The organism is Arthrobacter sp. Y3221048 (assembly GCF_059092685.1).
In genome coordinates this window covers 186,807-202,085 of record NZ_JBNHHX010000004.1, presented here as the reverse complement: position 1 = coordinate 202,085, position 15,279 = coordinate 186,807, and the positions used below count along the sequence as shown (strand labels likewise).

The window sequence follows — 15,279 nt, the reverse complement described above, 5'->3', positions numbered from 1 at the left end:
TGGACTCTCGTCTGGTGAAACCTTTATAATATAGTAGCCACACGGATTATTTATCGTGAGCCCTGATATTAGGAAACAAACTAACAGGCCCTTTTGGTTTTCAGCTCATCAGATGTCACATACAGTGCGATTATAACGGTTGTGCCAGATAATGACGGTAGGCATGCGGCTCCGTGAATAGGTGTGAGTGCGATTCTCAGCTACGGTACGGTGCTGGAAGATCAGTCCATGAACCGGAGAAAAAGAATGAAACTAGTCGTAATAGGACAGGGGTACGTTGGCCTCCCCTTGGCTCAGGGAGCCTCGGCATCGGGTGTCAAGGTAACCGGACTCGATCTGAACGAAGTTACCGTGCGCAATCTAAACGCCGGACGGTCGCACATAGACGATTTAAGCGACCAAGATGTCATGAAGATGATCGAGGAAGGATATGAAGCAACTACGGACGCCGCCGTGATCGCGGATGCCGACGTCGTAGTCGTTTGTGTCCCCACACCATTGGGGGAAGGAGGCAGCCCTGATCTTCGCGCCGTTGAAGGCGCAATGCGTTCGGTGTCGTCGCACATACGCGAGGGCACCCTCGTTATATTGGAATCAACAACATATCCAGGTACAACGAACGATCTTGTCCTGCCGATCCTTGAGAAGAGCGGCCTCATCCTCGATGAAGATTTTTTTCTTGCCTTCTCACCCGAACGAATTGATCCGGGGAACCCTATCTGGGGCTTGACAAATACACCGAAGGTAGTCGGGGGCGTCAGTCCCCGATCAACTGAACGCGCCCAATCGTTTTATGAACGGTTTATCGACGTCGTGGTGCCCGTGAAAGGTGCGAAAGAGGCGGAAACCGCCAAACTTCTCGAGAACACTTATCGACATATCAACATTGCGTTGGTCAACGAAATGGCCAAATTCTGCCATGAGTTAGACATCGATCTATGGGATGTCATCGACGCCGCGAAGACTAAACCATTCGGCTATGAGGCGTTCTATCCGGGACCTGGTGTTGGAGGACATTGCATTCCCATCGATCCCAATTATCTTAGCTTCCAGGTTCAACGTTCACTGGGATATCCCTTCCGCTTTGTTGAACTCGCGGAAGAGATCAATAATTCCATGCCCCGATACATTGTAGATCGTGTGCAGGACATGCTGAACCAAATTGGCAAGGCACTGAACGGGGCAAAAGTCCTGCTGCTTGGCGTGACCTATAAGGCAAATATTGCGGACCAGCGCGAATCTCCGGCCCTCCCGATAGCAGAGATATTGCTGGCTAAGGGCGCAGAGATTTCGTATCATGATCCGAGCGTCCCGGAATGGTACGTCAATGGCTTAGAGATTCCTTTTGCCATCGAACTGGACGACGCGATTTCCGATGCGGACATCGTGCTTTTACTCCAGAATCACTCTGCTTATGACCCGGACGCGATGAGTAAAAACTCACGCATCTTCTTCGATACTAGAGGAGCGACTACCACTTCATCGGCGAACCGTCTGTAACAGTAGCAAATCTAAGTTCAAGAGAGAGTAATTTCCCGATGCCTCCCCGCAGAATGGCCATAATCCTCGCGACTGCGGCGGTTGCTGCATGTACCGTCATTGCCGTATATGGAAACGCTGTCTTTGCAAGTGTGTCTATGGTTGGGATTATGGCGGCGACCGCCGCTTGGATCGTTGCAGATATCAGAACAAAAGTTATCCAAACTCGAAAAGCATCCGTCAAGCTGGCTGCAGATGTTGCACGCTTGGAAATCGAGATCCGGCAGACGCATGCCCATCAGTCGGAATTGTTGCGGATGATGAAAGAGGATCAGCAACAAATTGTTATCCTCAAAGGAAAGATTGACCGCGGACGCGATAAGACGATCGATCACATCAAAGCTCTCCGCGGCGAAGTCGTCAAGCTACTAGCGGACCAGGCGCATTTGATCGAAGCTGTGGAGACTATCCGTGGCGATTCCACCGAAGCTTTCAATCTGAGCAAGATAGGTCGCGTTGAAACGCGCATTTACTTGGAGGACTTGAAATCAGAACTTCTTGCAAAAGTGGAATCGGCACTGCACCCACGTGCGCACGTATCGGGGTCCGCCACCAGCTGCGAGACTCCCGCATCCGACTTGCGAGAATCTTACGTTTCGGAGACTGGTAGTGCCCATGACTAAGTTTGACTGTATGGGTAAGTCCAGCCGTGAATGCCAAGTTTATTACTCGCGTCAAGTCAGCGCATATGAAAGAGAAAACGTTCTCCACGCCGCCCTACGGATTCGATCTTCTGCTGCGCGAAACGTTTTGGCTCGCCTAGCATCGAATGAGCGTTTCGACTTTAACGAGATCCGGTCGTGGTTTATGTCAGGCGCCTCAACGGACATAACTATGTTTGATAGAGACTGGCTGTTGGGTTTGGCTGAATTCCTCATGCTTCAGAATGAGCGGATCGATACTCAGTTGGGAAGCCTCATCGTTGACACAGTTTTGGCTGAGGGCGGCGGGGCATCGTTCTCGCCGGCCTTAAGGAAGATTTCCGTCGATACGGCGCTTCGAGACAGGGACCTTGGCCGTGCATCCCGGTTGATACAGTGCTTTGACTGGCACCCAAGGAGGCGGGCATCGCTGTCTTTGAACATGTCAAATCCTTTCGTGTCCGCTGCGGAATCTGACAGTGAAGAACGATGGATCGAGTCGCTCAATGCCATGGTGGCGGCCCCTGGGCTCAGACGAGTTGCACTTCGAGATCAGGATGGAGGAATGCCGTTTGACCGCCTGACCACGGTGCCAACGGTCACCGAGACATCCTTAAAGCCCTCTGAAGAACCACTGGTCACAGCGGTTGTTACTACCTACAAACCCGACTTGGGTCTCCTGACGGCGGTACGTTCGCTTGTCGCACAAACCTGGCAAAATCTCGAGATTCTTGTTGTTGATGATGCGTCTGGTGCAGAATATGACGGTATCTTAGAGCAAGCCCTTCAACTCGATCCTCGCGTACGGCTAATCCGTCAGATACGTAACGGAGGGACCTATATAGCCCGCACGAAGGCAATGGTTCTTGCGCAGGGCGAATTCGTTACTTTTCAGGACTCTGACGACTGGTCGCGACCAGAGCGCATCACGACCCAGATGCAGCCCCTCTTGCAAGATGATCGCATCATGGCTAGTCATAGTCGCTGTATTCGTTTGGACGAGCAGTTGGTTTTCGATGATCCCGGGTATCAGAATCCTCTCAGGTTGAATAGCTCATCGTTACTTTTTAGGCTATGGCCAGTAATGAGAAGAATAGGCTACTTCGATACCGTCAGAAAAGGCGGCGACAGCGAATTCCAGGAGCGCATAGAGATAGCATTCAGACAACGCATTCCTGTTGTTGGGAACTTCCCCCTTGCGTTCGTACGTCTTAGTAAAGGTTCGTTGTCAAGAGCAGAGTTCCAACCACGTTGGAGACATCAGGCGCGTGTTTATTATCCATCGCTCTATAAAGCGTGGCACGAGAAGGCTGTCAAGGAAAACCGGAGCCTCTTTGTCGATCACGTGATCTCGGAGCGGAAATTTTCTGCCCCCAATCGTTTTTTGCAGTCAAAAGACAAGGAGACAGAATATGATGTGCTTATCTGTGCAGATTTGCGCTATTCCGAGACGGTTGGCGCACGCCTAATCAAAGTTACAGAGGCCCTCTCCTCCTGCAAATTGCGGGTTGGATTAATTGACATGCAACCTTTCCTTAGCATCGCTAGGTCGATTTCTAACACTAAGATACAGAATCGATTAGTGCGCAAAGACATATCGAATCTTGTTAACTCGGGAAAGGCTTCGCTCGTGGCGACGGACGACAATGTTACTGCGCGTCTCATTGTGGTGGATGATCCAATATTATTGCAATTCGTGGGAGATGAACCGTGGGCTGTCCAGGGCGCGAAGGGTTTGCTACTTGTCAATGAACCACCTTTGGATTCAGAGAGTAGACTACTAAAGTACAGCGTAGAAGATTGCATTGAAAACTCGCGGAATGTCCTTGGCCAAGACCTTGTGTGGGTGCCGTCGAGAAATGATGTTGCCGAAGAATTAGCTTCTGGAGTGCCGGCGGAGCTTTTGGCCAAACCTGTGCATTGGGACTTTTGGGAAGAACCACATGCATTAGCTGCTTGGATCAATGAGCAACTGAAACCGTCCTTCTGACCGCCGAACTATGTTATTTCGCCTTAACGTAAAGGATCGCTATATGTCCATACTGCGAGTTCTAGTCGCAGGGAGCGCGGCTGCGCGGCTTCCGTAATTCGGCCACTCAAATGTGCTTCGAGAGTGGAATGGTTAAGGGAGCTGGACTTGGCGTGTTGCTTTGCATGCTATGCCAGTCCGCATCCGGTAGCGGGTGGATAATAGGTTTGAGTCTTTACGCGCTGTAGGAAAGGTACAAGAATGAAGTGGTCTCTTGACGGGCCTAAGTTGGTATTCCATCACCAGGGCGGTGATATCTTCTGGGATATGCCTCACGGTTACGGTATGCCAAGTCGCGAGTTGTTGTCACTGGTCGAATACGTAATGCTCACGCCGCACGGTGAGAAAGTTGATGTGATTCCAAGAGACGTGGGGTTCGGCAATGCTCGGCACGGGCGCACTGCCGTTGCCTTTTCGGGCGGCGTGGATTCAGCGGCTGCACTCAGGTTAATTGAAAATCCAATACCGATATATACGCGCGTGGCGGTGCCGAGCAAATTGCACAAGCTGGAGAATGCGCTCTTAGCAGTCAAAGAAGTAGGTGGTATCTCCATAACCACAAACCAGGATTATCTAGCCAAAGCCTATGGCAAACCGCGTGGCTTTTACGGCGCGGCGGGATGGACAGTTACCAGCCTGTTGCTTGCAGAACATTTGAATATCACAACTTTTGCCGACGGTAACATAATCGAGTTTATTTACCTCCGGTCTCAGCATGGACATGGGACGAAATATGTTGAACCTCGGATCAGTGACTTGGAAACCGCATTCACAAAGCTGGGCTTCTACTACTTTTGTCCATGTGCTGGTCTGACAGAGGTGAGTACAACCAAGATCGCTAGAGGGTTCCAATACGCCATGGGATGCATGAGAGGTTCTAATGGGAGGCCGTGTCTGAACTGCATGAAGTGCTACCGAAAGTGTGCACTCATCGGCAACCCAATACCGTCGAATCCAGAGGTTGAAAAGGTACTAGCAAGAGCATGGGTGCCAGTACTAGGAACACTGCTCTGGGCAAGGGATATTTATGGACTCCGTCATGAAAGGATAAACGATCTCACTCGCGACATTTCTTGGGTAGACGCTTGGTATGGTGAGTCGATTCGTCATGTTCCCGTGCATCTAAGAGAATACTTCTTGGAGCAATTGGAGGCTTATGGAATCCGAGCTTTGAGCGACGATTCCAGCCTGAAGAGTTGGTCTTCGTACGTCGGCTAGCCAATTGCTGAGGATTTTTTGACCCACTTCAGGCTGGAGCGCATCATCATCAACACAGCGCGTGCGGCATGGTCCAGGCGGCGTCAGCCGCAAGAAACTGCTGGATAAGGCCCGCCCCAGGATGAGACGCATGTGCGTTTCATCGCAGGCCTCACAGTAGGGCACAGCACACCGAGGCCTAAAGGCCAGCAACCCAGATTCATGCTTATTCAGGACACTCCAAGTAAGTAGCGCATGCGGCATCTCATCCGTTGGCAATAACAGCAGGTGCTTCGCCGGGACGAATTCCATCGGTCAACCGCGCCTACCCCTGGTCTCCTTAGTCATTTGGTGGCGGATCAGCGTCCGTATGCTGGTCGCCATTTCCACTCATGGGAGTGGTACAACGCTGATAGCAGCTCGGGCGACCATACCCGCAGTACGTTCCTAATGGCGCCTAACGCCGCTGAGGGATTGCCTCCGCCATTTTCTACCCGAGAGAGGGCCGCCAGCGGCGGGCTGGGCATCGCCACGAGCGAGGGGGTCAGAGTGCAAGGGCGCGCCGCCAGTGGCACGTGAAGTAACCCCTAACGGGAGAACCCGGGATCACGACTACCGGTGGGGCGGCATTGGCGCGGCTGAGGCCATGGAAAACCTGCATGTGTTCTTCCTGGCGGAGGGCCAGTAGTCCCTACCCGGTGCGGTTCCTCGGCACTGGAGGACACGAATAATAGTTCGCGTACATTTCAGTACGGGGACGGGCGCCGACTGGGAGCGGGTGACCCTGCTCCTGGACATTCACGGGAGACATCATCCCGGCTCTGCCACCTACCACATTGCTTCGATCGCCGGCCTGCAGAGACGATGGCCCGAACCTGCAACAGCGTCCGGTCAGCGTTTGGTCACGGCGTTCAATTGCGGTTCGAAAACATCTGCCCGCGGAGTGATGTGACCATTACCAAGGTCGATTGGGACGATCTCAATTGTTCCGTCCTCACTCACTCCACCGCTCGTCGACAAGCCGAACAACTCAGCGAAAGCGGCGCAATGAACCCGCACATGGTGGTCGTCGCCCTGGTTCATCACATAGCGCACCTTGTTTTGCCGCGCCATGTTGGCGTAAGTGTGTACAGCCGAGAGTCGCTCGATGTACTTTTCGTGCGCCTCCTTGCCGCTCAGCCCTGGGAAGGCATGCTCCACGAGCCGGTTGTAGTGACCCGAATAGTATTTCGACACGTCAGTTTGCGGAGCGAAGACAATCGCAGTCGAGCCAGGCCACCGGATGGAGTGCTGAAGGGCAGCGAAACCGCCTGCCGATGATCCAGTGAACTGGACATCGTTTGACCCGCAGACGTCCGCAACCTTCCTAACTATTGCCAAGAACATATCTGTAGGATCGTCGTCGGCGGCACCGACGAACCAGCCGATCTTCATTTCTTCCGACAGTAGTAACGTCGGATCAGCGAACAAGATAAATGATTCCGGACTCCGCATCCGAGAGGTTAGACGCTCAAACAGCGGTAACCGCTGCTTGTCCACAGCTCCATGGTAACCAACGGTTAGGACCGGGTGGCTGCGGATCGCGGCAACGCATTCGATAACACCGCCTTCCCACTTAATGCGGTGGGTAGCTACTTCCTCCGTCGGAGTGAACTTTTCCACGCTGTCATGTTCGTAGATAGGGATTTTATAATATTCGTCCTGCACAAGAGTCAACTGTACTGGCCCGCTGCGTGATTTTACGAATTACTCAGCTGATCAGGCGTAGATGCAAACCTCTAGCCTCGCACCCTTGCTGCGGTCGGCACCAAGGGCATACCCAAGAAACTCGAGTGGAAGAATCCGGCTCACCTCACTGAGCCACCATCTGCACGCTCGTGGGCCACTGAACCGGCGACCCTCGTGGGCCCGAACGGATTCGGTCGCGAAGATGTAGGGGTCCACTGCTGGCTGCTTCTCATCAGTAACTGTCATGCTAACCAATGTTTCCAGCGTCAGGTAGACGTAACGCCCGCGGACGACAATCAGATCTATTCTGCCAGGTCGGGGGAAGCAGTTGAGACCTTATAGGTTGAGAAATATTTGGAAAAAGACTTCCCGTTGAACAAATCAATTAGCAGTCTTGCTTCTGCTTCCAGGAAAAGATGCCCGAACTCCTTATCGATATTATCGTATAGGCGGCCAGCATAAATTCCGCCCGGATGTGGAGTTATCTCTCCGAGGTAGCATTCCTTCGCCCCGCGAAGAAAATCGATTCTCAAAAAGGGAACAGGCGAAGCGAGAGATATACGTTTTGCGTGCTCAAGCAACCCGCTGGGGATCCCAGATCCCTCAAAACTCGATATGTTTTTCAAAAACTTAAAAGACTCACCGTTGGGTCGATAAGAGCAGTATAAATTCTGTCCATCTTCTCCACGGCCACGGGCAATTTCGAGCACGGCGCCAATGTGGCCATAGAATGAATAAAACTTCAGGTCGCTCGCCAATTCCCCTGCGGTATTGAGAACAGCTTCTTCGATAATCCAAGCATCCATAGAGACGCGAGATTCGTGCCCTCGGAGTTCAAGCAGGGCGCTGGGGAAGTCCTCGTATACCTTCTGTGTTCGAAGTGACTGTAAATGCAGATTTTGGTCGACAAAGAATACTCCTCGTGAAGAGTCTCCCCAAGTAGGCTTGATGACAGTAAGCGGACGCAGTTGTAGGGTGTCGAGTGACGCGTTTCTCGCGTATATATTTGGGATAGGCACGCCGAGAGTTTTTGCAAACTCTTGGTCAGCCTCTTTAGAGTTCAGACTGGGTGCAAGGGGGCATCCCATTTGCGCAAGTTTGGACTTGAATCGCATCATATTGGTAACGCATGAACGAAAGGATACGCCGATTCCATAAATGTCGCCATCGGTGACAAAGCTTTGCTTCATATCTTTCGTGCTCAATGGCGAATACAGTGCTGTCAGAAGCCTCTCACGGTCAGCCTGCGGCATGTCCTGCTGTCCTCGTACTCGGTTTATGGTTCTCCAAAGCTGCTGCAGCCCGTTTGCGTATTCATCAACGGCTCGAGTAACTTCCGCATCGTAGGTGCCCATTATAGCCTTTCGTAAAGTTGGAGAGATGGCTTCAAGCGTTCATTTAAGTCGCCAGGTAGATTCCATCGATCCATTTCAGGGATTCACTACTTTTAGTGGTAATTCGTGCTGGTCTGTATTTATTGCTGGCCCCTTGCACGGAGCGCGAGGAGTAATTGCCCTGATTGCTGGGCAGCTTGCGATGACGTAGGTTAAGGATCCATATACGCACTTGGGCCGCACGGTGAAGGTTGGGCGATGTGCAGCATAAATCGCTGTCTGTTGGGTGCTTCGACGCGCTTGAAAGCTGGGCGGCACATGGGGTAATTCCGTGATTTGATGTGCTGGCTGAGTTCAAAGGCGGTTACCGTTGGTGCGTCCATGTCCATCTGTCTGGCCTTCACTTGGAGGCCCCATAACGAGTTGGGGGCCAGACAAGGAGGTCTCGTTGGCGGCGCACGTTACCTTGTCCTGGGGGATGCAGTAGGTTTCATCGAGCTCATAATGGAATAGGTTGGAACCCATGAATCGCGCGTCGCCGGCCGCAGTAATTTGCGAAGTGACAATTATTGACTCCCGGCCTCGGTCCGTCAAAGATTTCAGTGGGAAGCACGGTTTAGCCCGCGAAGTCCGGCAGTCGCTCGCCTAGGCCAAGCAGGGCACGGACAGCAGCGACGGTCCGGGCGGCGGCTCTGCCGTCGCCATAAGGGTTCACCGCTGCTGCCATGGCGTCATAGTGGTCCCTGTCATCGACCAATTTGGTGACCTCCGCTACTATCCTGTCTTCATCGGTGCCGATGAGCATGACCGTGCCCGCGTCAACGGCCTCGGGCCGTTCGGTGTTTTCCCGCATGACCAACACTGGTTTCCCCAAGCTAGGGGCTTCCTCCTGAACACCGCCGGAGTCGGTTAGCACAATGTGGGCAAGCGACAGCAGGCGAGTGAATTCCGGGTAGTCCAAAGGTTCGGTGACCACGATGTTTGCAGCCCCATCTAGTGCGGGCAGCACTGCTTTGCGCACTACCGGGTTCTTATGGATGGGGAGGACAATTACAATGTCGGGATGCCTGGACGCAATGCGGGACAGGGCACGCCCTACCCCTCGCATTGCCTCTCCCTGGTTCTCCCGCCGATGGGTGGTCACCAACAGGACCCTTCGGTCTTCGGCGGTTAGTTGCTCCAGTCGCGGATCCGTGAAGGGCGTTTCGGTAGCGACAGCCCTCAATAGGGCGTCGATCACGGTGTTTCCGGTGACAACGATGTCGCGGTCAGTCACATTTTCAGCTATCAAGTTGGCTTTGCTGGCGACAGTTGGGGCCAAGTGAAGGCTGGCAATTTGGGAGGTGATCTTGCGGTTCGCTTCCTCTGGAAACGGAGAGAACACGTTGCCGCTGCGCAATCCGGCTTCGACGTGGATCACAGCAATGCCTCGGTTGAAGGCGGCTATAGCCGCGGCGGTCGACGTCGTGGTGTCGCCTTGGACTAGGACGGCCGCAGGCGTGACATTGGTAAACAGCGTGTCCAAACCTGAAACGGTACGCGTGAGGATTCCGTTTAGTGACTGGCCCGGCTGGATGATGTCCAGATCGTGGTCGGGGGTGATACCAAAAAAGGTATTGACCTGATCCAACATTTCGCGGTGCTGCCCAGTGACTGTGACCACGCACTGGAAGCGGGGGTCAGCCTCCAGCGCCTTAATGATTGGCGCCATCTTGATCGCCTCGGGGCGGGTGCCGTATATAGGCATGACGGTGTGCAAGGATCCCCCAGTGGTAGCGGTGATGCAGCCCTGAAACATGGGCAGAACTGGTTGTCAGGCTTCCCGCTCCCGTTACAGGAAACGTTGGGCCTCTTAGAGCATAATGAGTGCCGCGATCAAAAGAGGAATAGTGACTATGACAGCCACAGCCAGCAGCGCGGCAATCCGTCGTTTTCTACGATATGCGCGTTCTGAATTACGGGGGATAACGTTATTCTTGGCACGTGCATCCCCTGAACGCATGGTGTTGGAGCTCGCAGGGCTGCTCATATGACGGGCTGCCGGCAGCTCCGCAGGTGAGTAAGTCATGGAAGGGCCTCCGCGCGTATTAGTAAATCTTCCCTAACACTATAGATGGCCAGAATTCGTCCAAGCCTTGGCACGCCCGACCGGCAGTCCTAGCGGACCCTGAGTTCAGCGCAGTCTTGATCGTCCCGCCTTTGCGGAACTGCCACGCCCGGAGGGACAACTGCGGTAGGCTCGATTAACGCCGGAGAACTAAGGACGATCGTTGGCGGGCATCGCCGGCGCATGCAGATGGGAACAGTTTGCAGACGAAGATTGCTGCCAATGCCGAAGCGCTGCGCCGCTGGCTGTCCAAGGCCGAAGTCGTCCTCGGCAACCACAGCGACCGTCTGAATGCGATCAATATCTTCCCGGTCGCCGACGGAGACACGGGGACCAACCTTTATCTGACTATCCGGGCGGCGGCGAAGTCGGCCGCTGAAAACCGGACGGCGGACATCGGCGAACTCCTGGCCGGAGCCGGCCAGGCCGCGATGGAAGAAGCGCGCGGCAACTCGGGCACCTTGTTGTCCGTTTTCCTGGCGGCCCTGGCCGAACCTTTGCGGGGCACGACCCGGTTGACCGGGCCGCTGCTGGCCGCGGCCCTCCAGCGTGCCGAAATCCGGTGCTGGTCAGCGTTGAGCGAGCCCGTTGAGGGAACCATGCTCTCCGTCATCGCCGCAGTCTCCCGGGCGGCGTCGGCGGTACATGCGGCGAAGAACGGCGACGACAGCAACCACGGGCTTGCGGCAACGTTGGAATCGGTCGTGGAGGAGGCCGTCGTCGCGGTCGTCAGGACCGAGACGCAGCTCGGCGCACTGGAGTCGGCGCACATCGTCGACGCGGGCGCCGTCGGGTTCCTGCTGATCATGGACACCTTGCGTGCCAGCGCCCTGGGCGTGGAACTGCAGCCGGAACTGCTGGACGGCCTGCACGGATACAACGTGCAGGATCCCCACCTGCATCTGGACCACGTGGATGAAGGCGTCGAAGTGATGTGCACCGTCAACCTCAGCCCCCTGGACGCCGCAACGCTGCGCTTGAAGCTGGACGAGTTGGGCGACTCGGTCATCATGAGCGCGGTGACCGAAATTGAGGGCGGGTACCGTTGGCGCGTCCACGCCCACGTGCCGGACGGCGAAGCGGCCCTGGACGTCATCCGTGAGCTGGGTGAACCGATGAACGTCAGCATGACGGAGCTGGCCGGCCCGCCGGAGCAGTCCCATGGCGGCTGACCTGCCTGATGAGCTGAGCGTCCCGCTGGAGCGGCGGCTCGGCAAGCGCTCGGCCTCGGCACTCGAAAAACACCTGGGCATGACGGTGACCGGGGAACTGCTGAATTACTTCCCGCGGCGATACATGAAGCGCGGGGAGCTGACCATGATCGCCGAGCTGCCGATCGACCAGGACGCAACTCTGGTGGCCCGGGTGCTCAGCACCAGTTCCCGCAAAATGCGGGCCCGTCGCGGTTCGCTGACCGAGGTTGTCGTGACCGACAATTCCTCGGACATCAGCCTCACCTTCTTCAACGGTTATCAGGCCGAACGGGAGCTGCGGCCGGGAACCATCGCCATGTTCTCCGGCAAGGTGACCTCCTACCGCGGAAACCTGACCTTGACCAACCCCGACTACCAGTTGCTCGAAGACGCCTTCGAATTCGACGCAGAGGAGGCTCTGCGCCCGGTGCCCATGTATTCGGCTACGGCAAAGCTGGGCAGCTGGCGGATCAAGGCAGCCGTTGACCTTTTGCTCGATGCCGTGGACTTCAGCCGCCTGGGCGACCCCATCCCGACCGACATCGCAGTCCGGGATGGGATGCTCTCGCTGGCCGAGGCCTACGAACAGATCCACCGGCCCCCAACGATGGAGGCCGCCAACGCGGCCCGGGACCGTTTCCGGTATCAGGAAGCGCTGGTTTTGCAGGCGGCCCTCGGGCGGAAGCGGGCCATCGCCGCGGCGGAACAGGCGACTGCGCGCCCGGGACGGAAGGGCGGTATTGCCGACAAGTTTGACGCCCGCCTGCCGTTCGACCTGACCTCGGGGCAGCGCGAGGTCGGCGCAACCATCGCGGCCGAGCTGGCCGGCGATTCACCCATGAACCGGTTGCTGCAGGGCGAGGTCGGTTCGGGGAAGACCCTGGTTGCCCTTCGGGCCATGCTGCAGGTGGTCGACTCGGGCGGGCAGGCCGTCCTGCTCGCGCCGACCGAGGTCCTGGCGGGCCAGCATTTCGCCTCGATCACCCGGACGCTCGGACCCCTGGCGCAGGGCGGCATGTTGGGCGGCGACCCCGACGGCACCAAGGTTGTGCTGTTGACCGGGTCGATGACCGGAACGGCCAAGCGCAGGGCCTTGCTCGATGTGGCGACCGGAGAGGCGGGCATCGTCGTCGGCACCCATGCCCTGCTGTCCGACTCGGTGCAGTTCCTGGACCTTGGCCTCGTGGTGGTGGACGAACAGCACCGGTTTGGCGTGGAGCAGCGCGACCGCCTCCGGAGCCGTTCGGCCACGCCCCCGCACCTGCTGGTCATGACCGCCACTCCCATTCCCCGGACGGTGGCGATGACCGTCTTCGGGGACCTGGAGACGTCCGTGCTGACAGAGCTGCCCGCGGGCCGCGCGCCGATCAGCACCCACATGGTGGCTTTGCAGGAACACCCCGCCTGGGAGGGCCGGATCTGGGAACGTGCCCGCGAGGAGGTCGCCGCCGGCCGGCAGGTCTACGTTGTGTGTCCCAAGATCGGCGATGACGAGCTCGAAGAAGCCGATCCGCCGGACGAGCTGTCTGAGCAGCAGGAGCAGCAGCGGCCCATGGCGTCGGTGGCCGCTCTCGTCGAGCACCTGAACGGGCTGCCGGTCCTGGACGGGGTCCGGATCGGCATGCTGCACGGCCGGATGGACCCGGAGCAGAAAGCTTCCGCCATGGCGGCTTTCAACGACGCCACGCTGGACATCCTGGTGTCCACCACGGTCATCGAGGTTGGGGTCGACGTGCACAACGCCACCATGATGGTGATCCTGGACGCCGACCGCTTTGGCATTTCGCAGCTCCACCAGCTCCGCGGACGGGTGGGCCGGGGCGGTCTCCCGGGTACCTGCCTGTTGGTCACGCAGCTGGAGCCGGGGCACCCCAGCCGGGAGCGGCTGCAGGCGGTCGCCGCGACCACCGACGGGTTTGAACTCTCGCAGGCAGACCTCCAGTTGCGTCGCGAAGGTGACATCCTCGGGGCGTCCCAGTCCGGCGGCAAATCGACCCTGAGGCTGCTGCGCGTGATCAAGGACGAGGCGGTTATCGCCCAAGCCCGGGAAGACGCGACGGCGATCCTGCAGCGTGACTCCACCCTCGCCCAGTATCCGGAGCTGGCGGACGCCATCGAGTTGTACCTGAATCCCGAGCGGGAGGCCTTCCTTGAGCGCGGGTAGCCGTTGAGTCGCATCGTCGCCGGCGTGGCCGGGGGCCTGACCCTGGCGAGCGTGCCGGGGGAGAACACGAGGCCCACGACGGACCGGGTCAAGGAAGCGCTGTTCTCCCGGCTGGAATCCTATGACGTGGTGGCCGGCGCGCGGGTGCTCGACCTTTTCGCCGGCTCCGGGGCACTGGGAGTCGAGACCGCCAGCCGCGGTGCCGCAACAGTGGACCTGGTCGAAGCGGCCGACAAAGCCGTGGGGGTCTGCCGCCGCAATGCCGAACTGGTCAACGACAAGCTGGGCCGGAGGACGGTCAAGGTACACCGCATGAAGGCGGAACGGTTCCTTGAGGACCAGCCGGCGGGACACCACTGGGACCTGGTGCTGATGGACCCGCCGTACCCGCTGGGCGAGGACGCGCTGGGCGGCATCCTCAGATCCCTGTCCGGATACCTCGCCGACGGTTCCGTCGTCGTCGTTGAACGCTCTTCGCGGTCTCCCGAACCCGGATGGCCCGAAGGCCTCGAGCGGTTCGCCGTCCGGAAGTACGGCGAGACCCAGCTCTGGTTCGCCGAACCTGCCAGGGATCCGTCAGCCGCCGGCGAATGAATCGAGCTCGGGGCCGGTGAGGACGGCCGCCGGGTGCGGGCCCGCCGCCACCAGGGCGGCCGACCATTCCGCCGGCCAGGAGCCATCGCGGGCGGCGAGGACAATGTTTCCGGCCCTTCGGCCGCCGAACATGCTGGCCTCGCCCAGTGCCGCCACTGAACCGGCGACCGACGCCAGCTCGGTGATCTGCCGCTTGGCGAACGCCAGCGGCGGATCGTCTCCCACATTGACCAGCACCACGCCGTCCGGTTCCAGTACCTCCAGCAACTCCTCGTAAAAGTCCGCCGTGGTCAGGTGTTCCGGGGCATCGTCGCCGGCGAAGACATCCAGCACGACCACATCGAAGGTTCCCTCGATGTCCCCGAAGGCCAGTTCATGCCGCGCATCGCCGAAGTGGACCGCGAGGTCGGTTCCGTCCGGCATGGGAAGGTGCTCGAGTACGAAGTCCAACAGCTCCCGCTCCAGCTCGACGGCGACCTGCCGGGAACCGGGCCGGGTGGCCTGCACATACCGGGCCAACGTCAGCGCCCCCGCGCCCAGATGGAGGCAACGCAGCGGGACCCCTGGCGGGCCCGCCAAATCGACAACGTTGGCGATCCTGCGCAGGTATTCGTAGAAGACGTCGTCGGGATGCCTCAGATTGACGTGTGATTGCTCGGCGCCGCCAATGCCCAGGACGAAGGACCCCGGCACGCGGTCGTCCTTGTCGATGGTGGCATGCAGGCCGCTGCCTCGAAGGTAACGTTCGGCCAC

Annotated in this window: 11 protein-coding genes; 7 read left to right on the top strand and 4 right to left on the bottom strand. The window is 57.6% G+C overall.

Annotated features, from left to right (window positions below; genetic code table 11):
* Positions 1 to 246 precede the first annotated feature (246 nt).
* From AC5RVS_RS13465 to AC5RVS_RS13450, 4 genes are all read left to right on the top strand, one after another.
* Positions 247 to 1,500 (top strand): nucleotide sugar dehydrogenase, encoded by a 1,254-nt coding sequence (locus AC5RVS_RS13465; protein ID WP_494108687.1) that lies wholly within the window; start codon positions 247 to 249, stop codon positions 1,498 to 1,500.
* Between the two features lie 149 nt (positions 1,501 to 1,649).
* Positions 1,650 to 2,162 carry a hypothetical protein gene (locus tag AC5RVS_RS13460; protein ID WP_494108521.1) on the top strand — a complete coding sequence of 171 codons (513 nt, stop codon included), beginning with the start codon at positions 1,650 to 1,652 and terminating at the stop codon, positions 2,160 to 2,162.
* Complete coding sequence (locus AC5RVS_RS13455; RefSeq protein WP_494108520.1) at positions 2,155 to 4,170, top strand: glycosyltransferase family 2 protein; 2,016 nt, start codon at positions 2,155 to 2,157, stop codon at positions 4,168 to 4,170. The genes AC5RVS_RS13460 and AC5RVS_RS13455 overlap by 8 nt, the downstream gene beginning before the upstream one ends.
* A gap of 240 nt (positions 4,171 to 4,410) precedes the next feature.
* The gene (locus AC5RVS_RS13450; protein WP_494108519.1) at positions 4,411 to 5,427 is read left to right on the top strand and encodes a DUF6395 domain-containing protein; all 1,017 of its coding nucleotides are present in this window, start codon (positions 4,411 to 4,413) and stop codon (positions 5,425 to 5,427) included.
* Between the two features lie 870 nt (positions 5,428 to 6,297).
* On the opposite strand, the gene AC5RVS_RS13445 is transcribed toward AC5RVS_RS13450, so the two are convergent.
* The 3 genes from AC5RVS_RS13445 to wecB all read right to left on the bottom strand — a co-directional run bounded on the left by AC5RVS_RS13445 (position 6,298) and on the right by wecB (position 10,227).
* On the bottom strand, positions 6,298 to 7,113 hold the full coding sequence (locus tag AC5RVS_RS13445; RefSeq protein WP_494108518.1) for a hypothetical protein: 816 nt from the start codon (positions 7,111 to 7,113) through the stop codon (positions 6,298 to 6,300).
* Positions 7,114 to 7,436: 323 nt separating this feature from the next.
* Positions 7,437 to 8,489: an ATP-grasp fold amidoligase family protein gene (locus tag AC5RVS_RS13440; protein WP_494108517.1), complete on the bottom strand. Its 1,053-nt coding sequence runs from the start codon at positions 8,487 to 8,489 to the stop codon at positions 7,437 to 7,439.
* 595 nt (positions 8,490 to 9,084) lie between these two features.
* Complete coding sequence (wecB, locus tag AC5RVS_RS13435) at positions 9,085 to 10,227, bottom strand: non-hydrolyzing UDP-N-acetylglucosamine 2-epimerase (protein WP_494108516.1); 1,143 nt, start codon at positions 10,225 to 10,227, stop codon at positions 9,085 to 9,087.
* A gap of 581 nt (positions 10,228 to 10,808) precedes the next feature.
* Between wecB and AC5RVS_RS13430 the strand changes: the two genes are divergently transcribed.
* The 3 genes from AC5RVS_RS13430 to rsmD are packed head-to-tail and all read left to right on the top strand — an operon-like array spanning position 10,809 to position 14,526.
* Positions 10,809 to 11,747 carry a DAK2 domain-containing protein gene (locus tag AC5RVS_RS13430; protein WP_494108686.1) on the top strand — a complete coding sequence of 313 codons (939 nt, stop codon included), beginning with the start codon at positions 10,809 to 10,811 and terminating at the stop codon, positions 11,745 to 11,747.
* Complete coding sequence (locus AC5RVS_RS13425; protein ID WP_494108515.1) at positions 11,737 to 13,932, top strand: ATP-dependent DNA helicase RecG; 2,196 nt, start codon at positions 11,737 to 11,739, stop codon at positions 13,930 to 13,932. Before AC5RVS_RS13430 ends, AC5RVS_RS13425 begins: the two co-directional genes overlap by 11 nt.
* A 3-nt stretch (positions 13,933 to 13,935) precedes the next feature.
* The gene (gene rsmD, locus AC5RVS_RS13420; RefSeq protein WP_494108514.1) at positions 13,936 to 14,526 is read left to right on the top strand and encodes a 16S rRNA (guanine(966)-N(2))-methyltransferase RsmD; all 591 of its coding nucleotides are present in this window, start codon (positions 13,936 to 13,938) and stop codon (positions 14,524 to 14,526) included.
* On the opposite strand, the gene AC5RVS_RS13415 is transcribed toward rsmD, so the two are convergent.
* On the bottom strand, positions 14,509 to 15,279 hold the full coding sequence (locus AC5RVS_RS13415; RefSeq protein ID WP_494108513.1) for a spermidine synthase: 771 nt from the start codon (positions 15,277 to 15,279) through the stop codon (positions 14,509 to 14,511). The two genes, rsmD and AC5RVS_RS13415, sit on opposite strands and share 18 nt — an antisense overlap.

Excerpts from the sequence above, each read along its gene's own strand:
- AC5RVS_RS13465 (WP_494108687.1), top strand. The coding sequence starts at position 247 with ATGAAACTAGTCGTAATAGGACAGGGGTACGTTGGCCTCCCCTTGGCT.
- AC5RVS_RS13460 (WP_494108521.1), top strand. The coding sequence starts at position 1,650 with ATGGCGGCGACCGCCGCTTGGATCGTTGCAGATATCAGAACAAAAGTT.
- AC5RVS_RS13455 (WP_494108520.1), top strand. The coding sequence starts at position 2,155 with ATGACTAAGTTTGACTGTATGGGTAAGTCCAGCCGTGAATGCCAAGTT.
- AC5RVS_RS13450 (WP_494108519.1), top strand. The coding sequence starts at position 4,411 with ATGAAGTGGTCTCTTGACGGGCCTAAGTTGGTATTCCATCACCAGGGC.
- AC5RVS_RS13440 (WP_494108517.1), bottom strand. The coding sequence starts at position 8,489 with ATGGGCACCTACGATGCGGAAGTTACTCGAGCCGTTGATGAATACGCA.
- AC5RVS_RS13425 (WP_494108515.1), top strand. The coding sequence starts at position 11,737 with ATGGCGGCTGACCTGCCTGATGAGCTGAGCGTCCCGCTGGAGCGGCGG.